Annotated in this window: 8 protein-coding genes; 6 read left to right on the top strand and 2 right to left on the bottom strand. The window is 50.8% G+C overall.

The annotated features are described in order from the left end of the window. Positions 1-200 precede the first annotated feature (200 nt). Positions 201-713: a DUF6496 domain-containing protein gene (locus tag KK083_RS02040; RefSeq protein WP_254160176.1), complete on the bottom strand. Its 513-nt coding sequence runs from the start codon at positions 711-713 to the stop codon at positions 201-203. Positions 714-763: 50 nt separating this feature from the next. Beyond that, entirely contained in the window at positions 764-1,393 is a 630-nt protein-coding gene (locus KK083_RS02045; RefSeq protein WP_254160178.1) for an NAD(P)-dependent oxidoreductase, read from the bottom strand. Positions 1,394-1,654: 261 nt separating this feature from the next. Here KK083_RS02045 and KK083_RS02050 point away from each other — a divergent pair, with 261 nt between their 5' ends. The 6 genes from KK083_RS02050 to KK083_RS02075 all read left to right on the top strand — a co-directional run bounded on the left by KK083_RS02050 (position 1,655) and on the right by KK083_RS02075 (position 11,422). Beyond that, positions 1,655-2,647: a FecR family protein gene (locus KK083_RS02050; protein ID WP_254160180.1), complete on the top strand. Its 993-nt coding sequence runs from the start codon at positions 1,655-1,657 to the stop codon at positions 2,645-2,647. A 180-nt stretch (positions 2,648-2,827) separates the two neighbouring features. Continuing rightward, positions 2,828-6,337, top strand: coding sequence for a SusC/RagA family TonB-linked outer membrane protein (locus KK083_RS02055; protein WP_254160182.1), 3,510 nt, complete (start codon positions 2,828-2,830; stop codon positions 6,335-6,337). A 20-nt stretch (positions 6,338-6,357) separates the two neighbouring features. After that, positions 6,358-7,836, top strand: a complete 1,479-nt coding sequence (locus KK083_RS02060; RefSeq protein WP_254160184.1) for a RagB/SusD family nutrient uptake outer membrane protein — start codon at positions 6,358-6,360, stop codon at positions 7,834-7,836. Next, positions 7,836-8,714 carry a zinc-binding metallopeptidase gene (locus tag KK083_RS02065; protein ID WP_254160186.1) on the top strand — a complete coding sequence of 293 codons (879 nt, stop codon included), beginning with the start codon at positions 7,836-7,838 and terminating at the stop codon, positions 8,712-8,714. The genes KK083_RS02060 and KK083_RS02065 overlap by 1 nt, the downstream gene beginning before the upstream one ends. An 8-nt stretch (positions 8,715-8,722) precedes the next feature. Beyond that, a complete protein-coding gene (locus KK083_RS02070) occupies positions 8,723-10,042 on the top strand; it encodes a DUF4302 domain-containing protein (RefSeq protein ID WP_254160188.1) in 1,320 nt (439 codons plus the stop codon). Between the two features lie 12 nt (positions 10,043-10,054). After that, positions 10,055-11,422 (top strand): DUF4302 domain-containing protein, encoded by a 1,368-nt coding sequence (locus tag KK083_RS02075; RefSeq protein WP_254160190.1) that lies wholly within the window; start codon positions 10,055-10,057, stop codon positions 11,420-11,422. Positions 11,423-11,429: the final 7 nt, after the last annotated feature.

Consider the following 11,429-nt stretch of genomic DNA (forward strand, 5'->3'; position numbering starts at 1 on the left):
GGGGCTCCTGACGGGAGGGTCAGCGATGATATAACAGAAGCTGCGACGCAAAACGTATGTGATAATGACGTTTTCTCGAAGAGCAGTACAGTTTCGGCGGTCTTCAACACTATGCGTCGATGACCGATCTCTATGGTTATTTTGATGGTGATAGCGTAGTTACAAACACCGGGCTACCGGCCGGCAAAGCGCAAATACTTTCAACGCGCTTTCCTGGCCCGTGTGCGCGCTCCTTTCTTAGCAGCTGCTGAACGTTTGCGCGGGCCTTTCGTTTTGGCTGCCTGTTTTGCCGAAGCAGAGCGATCTGATGCCGTTCGTTTCATGGCCGCTGCATGTGCCTGGCGTGACAGTGCCTGACGCGAAACAGCAGATCTTCCTTCACGCTTCAATGCGCGTACCCTTGCTTTGGAACGCGTAGGTGAGATCGGCTCATGCCGTTGACCTTTTTTATAAGCCTGCGTTGCACTCTTGCGGGTCTTCTCCGATACCGTCCCTTTTTTCGGCGGCTTCAGATCAACACCTGCCCTGCGCGCTTTCGACAAACCAATGGCAATCGCCTGCTTGGCTGACCTTGCGCCATGTTTTCCTTCGCGGATATGCTCTATTTCTTCACGCACAAATTCACCGGCCTGGGTACCTGGTGACTTGCCTGCACGTTTTGCCTTTTTGGCTCGGTTGATCGTTTTTTTCTCCGGCATAGCAATTTTTCCCATGAAGAAGAAAATTAACATGCCACGAATGGTCAGCGCGTGTAGTGGGGTTGTTAATACATGATTCTGGGCTTCCTGAGAAGATACTGGTAGCTTGTCAATTGCCGGAGCATAAAGTCCGCCACATCAGCCCTGGAGACCGACGGCATTATGGCGGCTGTCGTCAGGTGTACGCCATCTCTGTAGTTGCCGGTAAATGGTCCGTTCGTCAGCATGCCACATCTTACAATGGTCCAGTTCAGATTGCTGCTCACAATGATCTCCTCTTTGGCTTCATGATCCCGAATGACATTCTTCAAAACGATCGGCACAATACGGTTGATCAGAAAACCCATCTCCTTCCTGTTCTCGCTCACGCCTAAAAAGGATTGATAAATAAATCGCTTCACATTAACCCTGGCCATCGCAGCAGTAATATTCCGCACGCCGGCGATTAAAGAAAGATCCCGTCTCCACGGACTGGAAGCACCTAAAGCCGATACCACAGCATCATGGTTTCTGACAGCATCTTCAACGCTTTGATAGTTTGCCACATCACCTTTGAATATTCCTACCCTGTCGCTGCCAATGTCAAATTTTAAAGCAAAGCGAACAAATGCCGTCACAGCATGATCGCGATTTACGGCCTGAGAAACCAGGTGGTGTCCCGTAGCGCCGGAAGCTCCAAAAATCAGGACCTTCATTGAATTCAATTTGTCCGTATCCGGATAAATCGCGTGCCCTTTGTCCACAAGGTGCCAGCCTGGAATGATACTTCCTGGAACAAGACTTTTCTATTACCTACCTTGTTTATTAAGCCAATTGCAGTTCAGAAAGAAGAAATTTTCGCCATCCAGGGTCATTTTGAAATAAAATGTTAAAAAGATGCAAAATCTTTTAGTGGGGTGGGGTGCCCTTATTTGTCTTAATGCAAACAACACGAACAAATAACATAACCCTAAACCATGAATCTTGAGGAAGAATACCTGAGGAAGATCGTCCAGCTTTTTAATGAACCCGGGAACCCGCTTTTACAAAAAGATATAGAGAAGCTGAGGGCGCAATCGCCCGCGCACGAAACCTTTTTCCAGGAAGTGCATAGACTATGGGTATCGTCTTCAGAATTAAAGGATCTTGATTCCATCAATGTGGCCGAGGCGACTGAACGCCTTTCTTTCAAGCTCAAACAAACCCCGCGCTACATCACCCGCCACGAAGCAAAAGAAGTTCCGCTTTATCAATGGATCCTGCGTGTGGCCGCCATCGCCATCATCGGTGTGATCGGCTATGGCGTTTATTATTTTACCAGGCCCTCAGCGCTGCTCACCAAAGCCACTACAACAGGCGTGCGTGACTCCATCAGGCTTTCCGATGGCAGCAAAGTATCGCTTGATGAAAATACCACCGTCTTGTATCCGGAAGCATTCGCGGGCAGCGAGCGTAAGATCAACCTTGAAAAAGGCAATGCTTTCTTCTCGATTGCGCATGACAAGGAACACCCCTTCATTGTACAACTCGGTCAGTCGAGCGTAGTAGTGTTGGGAACACGTTTTAATATTACCGTTACTGCCGATGAGGTTTACGTAAGCGTTAAGGCCGGATCTGTGAGGTTTGAATCAGGTGCTGAAGAGAGGTCGGTGCTCACCGCCGGAAAAGGGATCGTTTACAACCGGTTGACGGAAACGCTGACGGCTGTTGATGTCACCAACCAGAATGCCGACGCCTGGCTTACGCACGAGCTGAATTTCACCGACGCCTCCCTGCGTGAGGTCATTCATTCACTGGAACACTATTACAAGATCAGGGTGGCCCTCACCGACTCCATCGCCAACTTCAAAAAATTCAACGCCCGCTTTAAGAACAGCGAGCTCAGGGAAGTGCTGGATGTGCTGGAAGCTACCTACCCGATCAGCATCGAAAGGAAGAATTCCATCGTCATCATCAAAAGCAAGCCTTAGCATCAACAGAAGTCAGGAGCCCATCTAATTCCCATCAATATTTACCGAGTCGTTATGTATGAACATCTATACAAGATAGTCCACAGTCCACGGTCGACAGTCTACGGCCGTGCGGTGCTGTTTTCCGGAAGGTTTTTATTCCTCTCCTTGTTGTTGGTGGTTATTTGCACCATTTCTGCGATGGCAGGCAACTTGGAACAACCCAGGGTCGAATCGCTCGACGCTTTTCTTAAACGGTTGGAGAAACAACATCAGATCACGTTTGTCTACGATGCTTCGGAGATCAATCGTTCCCTTCAGATCGAAAGCGATGCCGACAACGCTTCGCTGGAAACATCGCTCAAGGTGCTGCAATCCAAAGGTATCACCTATAAGATCATTGGCAACATGGTGGTGCTTCAGCGCTCCAGGGCCGTACAGGAGGTGATCACCATCAAAGGGGAAGTGACCACGGTAAGCGCCGGCACGGCCACTCCTATGGCGGGGGTTTCCATCCTTGAAAAAGGTACGAGCAACGGAACGATCACCGACATCGATGGCAATTTCCAGATCAGGGTGCAGGAGAATGCCGTGCTGGTCTTCAGCATGATCGGTTATAAAAGCCAGGAAATAAGCATCACCGGACGATCTGAAGTGAAGGTGGTGATGGAAGAAGATGTAAACATCCTGGGAGAAGTAGTGGTCACCGGTTACCAGGAGGTGGATAAAAAATTATTCACCGGGTCAACGGTGAACCTGAAAGGAAGTGATGTGAAGCAGGACGGTGTAACCGACGTAAGCCGGATGCTGGCGGGCCGTGCTGCCGGTGTTTCTGTACAGAACGTTTCAGGCACCTTCGGTACAGCGCCCAAGATCAGGATCCGCGGTGCTACTTCCATTACGGGAGACAACAAACCGCTATGGGTGGTAGACGGCGTGATCCTCGAAGATGTGGTGAATGTCTCCAACGAGCAGCTCTCCACCGGCGATACAAAAACGCTGATCGGTTCTTCCGTAGCCGGTCTCAATCCCGATGATATTGAAAGCTTCCAGATCCTGAAAGATGCATCCGCTACCGCGATGTATGGTGCACGGGCGATGAATGGCGTTATTGTGATCACCACCAAAAGAGGGAACGTTGGCAAGCCTCAAGTGTCGTATACCGGCAACTTCTCCACGTACCTCAAACCTTCGTACAGCACCTTCAACATCATGAACTCGTCAGACCAGATGGCGCTGTACACCGAGCTTGACAGGAAGGGATGGGAATTGTTTGGCAACAGCAAACGCGCTGCCAACGGGGGTGTGTTCGTGAAAATGTATGACCTTATCGACTCTTACAACGGGGAGACCGGTTTTTTCGGATTGCAGAACACACCTGAAGCCAAGGCCGCATTCCTGAAGCGATACGCTTCCCAGAACACAGACTGGTTCGATATTCTCTTCCGGAACTCTTTTATGCAGGAGCATTCGCTTAGCATCTCCTCCGGCACCGAAAAGTCGCAGCTCTATTTTTCCACCAGCTTCCTGAAAGATGAAGGCTGGACGATCGGCGACAACGTAAAACGGTTTACCGGAAACGCCCGCGCGAACTTCAACATTACAGACCGGTTGTCGCTGGGATTCATTTCACAGGGATCGGTGCGTGTACAACGCGCGCCTGGCACCGTGAGCCGCAGAAGCAATCCCGTGCAGGGCAAGTATGACCGCGATTTCGATATCAACCCCTTCAGCTATGCGCTGAATACCAGTCGCACGCTCACAGCTTACGATGAGCAGGGCAACCTCGAGTTCTTCAAAAGGAACTTTGCGCCTTTCAACATCATCGACGAGCTGAGCAACAACACGCTCGACCTGACCATGATCGACCTCAAGCTGCAGGGCGATGTTTCGTACAAGATCACAAAAAATGTCCGCTATGCATTTCTCGGAGCGTTGCGATATGCCAAGACCAACCAGGAGCATAAGGTGTATGAGCAATCGAATATGGCGAACGCATACCGCGCTGCGGGCGATGCTACCATCCGGCAAAACAACCGGTTCCTCTACAGAGACCCGGATGATCCGGAAGCCGAACCTGTAGTGGTACTCCCCTATGGCGGCTTCTACAATACCAACGACGACTACCTGGTGAGCTTCAACCTCCGGAATACGCTGGAGTGGAACAAAACATTTAACGATACCCATATCGTACGCCTCTTCGGCTCGCAGGAGCTGCGGCATGCCGACCGACAGAACAAGTTCTTCTATGGCTACGGCTATCAGTTTGACAAAGGAGGGATTCCTTATGTGGACCCCAACATCATCAAGCAGGTGATCGAAGGCAACTTCGACTTCTATGGCATGAGAATGAACTATGACCGGTTCCTGGCGTGGATGCTGAACGGCACCTACTCGTACCGTGGAAAGTACAATGCCAATGCCACCATCCGGTATGACGGGTCGAACCGGTTGGGAAAATCACGCGTGGCCCGGTGGCTTCCTACCTGGAACGTAAGCGGTTCGTGGAATCTTGACACGGAACCGTTCATGCAGCAGCAGCGCACCATTGACCGTCTGACTTTGCGCGCTACTTACGGGCTGACAGCCAGCATGGGCAATGCCACCAACTCAAGCCTCGTATTGTCTACCAACAAGGCGACCCGTCCATACCTTCCGGAGATCGAATCGGTGATCAACATCCAGGACCTCGAGAACATGAATCTCACCTGGGAGAAACAGTACGAAACGAACATTGGTATCGACGCGGGCTTTTTCAACGAAAGGCTCACCGCCACGATCGACTGGTACAACCGGAATGGCTTCGACCTGATCAGTCCCATGCGCACGTCAGGCATCGGTGGACAGTTTGTGAAATCAGCCAACTATGCCGACATGAGATCACGCGGCATCGAGCTCACCCTGGGATACACTGTATTTCAGAAGAACCACACGACCTGGAGAACCCAGCTCACTTTTGCCCGGAGCACCAACAAGGTAACGGACCTGAAGAGCAACCCAAACATCTGGGAGCTGGTGTCTTCCGATGGCGGGCCACGCCAGGGCTATCCGTACCGCGGATTGTTTTCCGTACGTTTCAAAGGGCTGGATGCCGAGAACGGCTCGCCGTACTTTATCAACGAGAGCGGTGACGTGAGTCCGAATGTATACCTGCAAAGCGATAAAACCGCATACCTGAAATACGAAGGTCCGGTTGACCCGACCACCACCGGCGGCATTTACAACGCTGTGCAATACCGGAACTTTACACTCTCGGCACTCATCACATACAGCACCGGCAACAAGATCCGCCTGAATCCTGCCTTCAGCAGCAGCTACACAGACCTGGATGCAACGCCTAAAGAATTCCTGAACCGCTGGATGATCAGCGGCGACGAAGCGCTCACCAACATACCCTCCGTGCTGGACACCCGCAACACGAGCGAGCTTGAAGGCACAGATCCGTATGCGGTATATAACTATTCTGATGTGCGTGTGGTTGACGGCAGCTTTATACGACTCAAACAGGTATCGCTTACCTGCCTCCTGCCTTCCGCGTTCGTTAAGAATATCGGCGGAAGCAACTTCTCCATCAGTCTGGTGGCAAATAACCCGGCGCTGCTTTACGCCAATAAGAAGTTGAAAGGACAGGATCCTGAATTTTTTGCATCGGGTGGCGTGGCCCTGCCTGTACCGCAGCAATACACGCTTTCACTCAAAGCAGGTTTTTAAAATGCCTCAATGAATCATCAATGAAAAAGAATCTATACGCCTATATAACTTTTGTGCTGCTGACCACCGCCGGCTGCAGCGATTACCTCGAGCATCTGCCCGATCAGCGTGCTGAGCTCAATACACCGGCGAAAGTGGCTGAGCTGACAGCATCGGCATATCCCAGGGCCAACTACATCACATTCCTGGAGGCCATGTCTGACAATGCCGAAGACAAAGCGCTTAGCGGGTCCGATATCATCAACCGCAGTCCCTGGTTTTTTGAAGATGTTCCGGACCGCAATGAGGATACACCCGACTTCTACTGGTTCTCAGCCTACACAGCCATCGCTTCCGCCAATCATGTGCTCGAGGTTATCGGCAACGCACCGGATCAGAAACCTTATAATGCTTCAAAAGGAGAGGCCTTAGTGGCGAGGGCTTACGCCCACTTTATGCTGGTAACATTATTCTCTCGGGTGTACGATCCGGTAACAGCATCGCAGGACCCGGGCATACCCTATGTAACAGAAACTGAAAAAGAGGTTGTGAAAAAATATGAGCGGAAAACCGTGGCGTACGTTTACGAGCAGATCGAAAAAGACCTTACAGAAGGGTTGCCGCTGATCGACAATAATTCTTATAAAGAAGGTGCCGGAAAATATCACTTTACAACGGCCGCGGCACATGCCTTTGCAACCCGTTTTTATCTCTTCAAACAAGACTACCGGAAGGTTGTTGACCATGCCAACCAAACTTTTCCCGATGGTGATATTTTGTCTAACCTCAGACCCCTCAACTCCGCGGCCTACCGCGCGCAGGAGCCCCTGGTAAAGCTCGCCGAGTATACCAAGGCTGATGCATCTGCCAACCTGTTGCTGGTGGAAGCACCATCGTTGTGGGGCAGACGCCTGCGCAACTACCGGTATGGTTTCAGCTCGCACCTGCTTGAGAAAATGGTGTGGGACAATAACGTCACGGGAGGGTTATGGGCCTACATGTTCTATGGAGACGATGCATCGGTGTTTACGCCCAAGTTCAGGGAACATTTTGTAAAGCAGGATCCCAACGCCGATATCGGAACACCTTACAACATCATACCCCTGTTCACGGCCGAAGAAGTGCTGTTCAACCGTGCCGAAGCCAACGCCATGCTTGGCAATTATGACGAAGCCCTGAAAGACCTGAATGACTTCGCCAGCACACGCATCATCATCAACGATTCGAATGCCCCGTACTACGATCCTGCCAAGCATACCATCACAAGACCACGCCTGCTTACTTTCTATAAGACACAAGACGTGGAAGCTGCGCTTGTTACGGCCATTCTCGATTTCAAACGGGTAGAATTCATTTTTGAAGGTCTCCGCTGGTTCGACATCCTCCGGCACCATATCCCGGTTGTGCACACACCTGACAACCGGAAGAACATCATCACCCTGGGACCTAACGACCCGCGAAGGGTGCTGCAGATCCCGCAGGAAGCGCAGATGTCAGGCATTGAATTAAATCCGAGATAATGAAAAACATGTGTATGCATCCATTCAATAAAAAATGCGCCAGGATCACCGTTGTGCTCGCTGCGTTGCTGGTGACCATGATGTCATGCAGCGATGAGGATACGCTGGATGTTTCTTTCCTGGATACCGATCCATCCGAAAAGAGCGCCATCGACCTGTGGATAGATGACAACTATACGAGCCCTTTCAACATTGCGGTAGAATATAAATGGGATCCCTATGAGCTGCCATCTAACAGGGTGCTTGTGCCCGTAAAAGAAGACAAGGTGATCCCTGTGATGAAAGTGGTAAAGGACACGTGGATCGATCCCTATGTGCTGAAGGCTGGTGAAGCCTTTGTGAAAGAACATGCGCCCAAACAATTTCTGCTGGTGGGCAGCGCCAAATACAATGACGATGGCACCATCGTATTGGGTGAAGCGGAGTCAGGCAGAAAGGTGACCTTGTTCGTGGTCAATGATTTCAACCGGCAGAATGTTCCCGCGGTCAAACAGATGTTGCACACCATCCACCATGAATTTGCACACATCCTCCACCAGACCATTTTATACCCGCGTGAATACAAACAGGTAACACCTTCCGGGTATACGGCGAGCTGGTACAATACAGATGATGCGACTGCACGCGCGTTGGGGTTCATTACACCTTACGCACGGGCGAGCTCCGACGAAGACTTTGTAGAAATGATCTCCATGATGCTGGTGGAAGGACGCGCGGGGTACGAAGCCATCCTGAGCAAAGTACCGGAAGAAGGACGTGCACTGCTTCGTAAAAAGGAAGCTTTTGTGGTGGCCTACTTCAAACAGTCGTGGAACATTGACTTCTACTCACTGCAAACCGCCACGCAGGAAGCGATCACAAAAGCCACCGGTAACTAACAGAAAACATGAAAAAGAATTTACAATACCTGTCACTGCTGATGCTGGTTGCATTCGCTGCATGCCAGGATGATGAAGATGAAGCGATCATGGGAAGGCCCGAAGAACGGATCGCCCAAATATTAAAAGAGCACCGGCAGCAATTGGTGAGCAGCCCCTATGGATGGAAAGGTTTTGTGTTCCCGGAGCTCGGCGGCGGATTCAGCTTTCACTTCACATTTAACGAAGAAGGCCGTGTGTCTATGATGGCCGACATCAACGAAGACTGCGCCAGCAAGCTGTTTGAAAGCTCTTACAGGCTGGAAGCGGTACAACGTCCATCGCTGTTCTTCGATACCTATTCTTATTTGCACATTCTCTCCGACCCTGACCCTGATACTTTGGGTGGCCAGATCGGAAAGGGGCTGCGCTCCGATTTCGAATTTGCCTTTGAATCTACACACGGTGACACTATACGCCTGAAAGGTAATCAGCATGACACACCCCTGATCCTGATCAAGGCATCGCAGGAAGAAGCGCAGGCGTTTAAGTCCGGGAAGGTGAACACCATCACGCATGGAGCCGCTGCGTACGCCAAAAGCACGCCCTTCTCCTACCTCCAATCCAGTGATGGAAAACGACTCAACACAAGCTTCAACCTGGAAGAGAGGTTGTTCTCGCTTTCATTCAAGCAGGCCGATAGCCTCAACATCACCACCGTTCCTTTCGGTTATACCGCACGAGGTATCTTTTTACAAAAGCCGGTGCGTTACAGGAACATCACTTTCCAGGAAGTGTTCTTCGACACCGTAAAGAATGTTTGGTATGTAGAAGTTGATGGCACACGCATGGAAGTGGTTTCTTCCACCGACCCCACCCTGCCCCTGCACCTGTTGCTGGGTGTGGATTTTTCAGTGATCTCTGTACCGGCGAAAAAGATAGAGGGATGGTCACAGACCTTCAACACCCTTCGGCAGAATGTAGTGGCTACGCTGGCAGACAATGGCATCGGTCTCTATGAAATCGAGTTCGACTTCAACACCGCCAACAAAACCATGAACATCAACGTGATCATTCGTTCCCTCAGCAACGGAAACTACTTCCTGGCACAATACCCTTATACGTACACAAAATCCCCTGACGGTGTGTTCAGGTTCTCCCCGTACGATGAGCCGAACGGAAACGGTGAATACATCAAACCTGTGATGGATGCATTGCTCTATTACTTCGACACCTACCGGTTCCGTATGGAGTACTACAAAACAGAAACAGGGTATGCCGCTGAAATGAAATGTGTGGAAAAAGCTTCTTTCTCCTTTACGGGAAATTTCGGGAGCGCGTGGTTCTAAAAAGAAAAGGCAATGATCAGAAAAATTGATAGTATAAAAAAACCTGGCAAAGTGAATCCATTCACCATTGGAAGCTTAGCCTTCCTGCTCTTACTCATGTTATGGCTCGTGGTATCTTCCTGCAGCCAGGAAGAAGACGCAGTCATCCCTGTTCAACGTTCTTACGCAGATCCGGGAGAAGCGCTGGTGGCCTTCCGTCAAATGCTTCAATCGTCTGACAATGGCTGGAAAGCCGTGCTCATCCCGCAGCCGGGAAAAATGTATTCGCTCTTTTTTACCCTGGAGGCTGCCGATAAGATTTCGTTGTATGCCGATACCGACACCATTGCCGCGCGGAAGCCAACGATCACGCCGTACGCTGTGCAGCTTACACAAAGTGTGAATCCTACCCTCATTTTCGGAGAAGGATCGAACCTCGACCGCGTGCCGCATCCCAACAATGCTGGCGTCGACAAAGCATACAGCTTTAAGTACACCAAGGGTGATACCTTGTACCTGATGGGCAACCAGTACGGCGATGTGCTGAAGCTGGTGAAGGCAACCAAAAATGATCACGACAGTTACCTGGCGAGCGGACTAAAGGCCACCATGGAAGCTGTTGCCGCTTACCTGTCAACGGTACGGTTCCTGTACATCGCGCCAGCGCCAGGCAAGGTGATCCAGTTCGCGGCAAACCCGATCTCCAAAGGCATCTATGTGACCTACCTGGACAACGGCGCAAAATTTTTCGGCAGCGACTATGCGTATTCTTTAAAAGGAATCGAGCTGAAAAATGCCATGACCTTACCGGGATACCAGGCCAGTGAGATCTTCTGGGATGGCACCTCGAAAAAACTTTACACCCTGTACAATGGCGCACGGGTGGACCTGCAGGCATCTCCCATTCCCGTGATCCCGATGCACTACTTGTTAGGCAGCGAGTATCCTGCCGGCACAGCAGTGCTTTCACCCAATGCAGGAAACCTGCCAGGATGGTCTGCCAAATTTTACAACCTCTGGCTGATCGATGATAACGGACTCTCGGCTAAAGATATCTACCTGTATTACATCGCGCTGGACCTCCATCTCAAAACCAATACCATGGACCTCCGGGTCTTTTATTACAGCGATGACAAGCTGGTGCGGGCGGTGTTCCCCTATACGTTCACGAAAACGGCTGAAGGGATCTTCTCTTTTACACCCCAGGCCATCGATAGCTCGCCGGAAGGAGAAAATGCCACCTTCATCAAAAACTACCTCCCGCACATCCTCAGTGTGATCAATGTGAATCGTTTCCGCATCGAGTATTACGACGCGTACGAGGAGCTGGGAGGTGTGATACCGAAGTACATCAGCGTTGATGATGCCGACCTCTATTTCACAGGACTGTTCTATCAGTAAAACGCAA

Origin of the sequence: Chryseosolibacter histidinae (assembly GCF_018598225.1) — a bacterium.
GTDB lineage: Bacteria > Bacteroidota > Bacteroidia > Cytophagales > Cyclobacteriaceae > Chryseosolibacter > Chryseosolibacter histidini.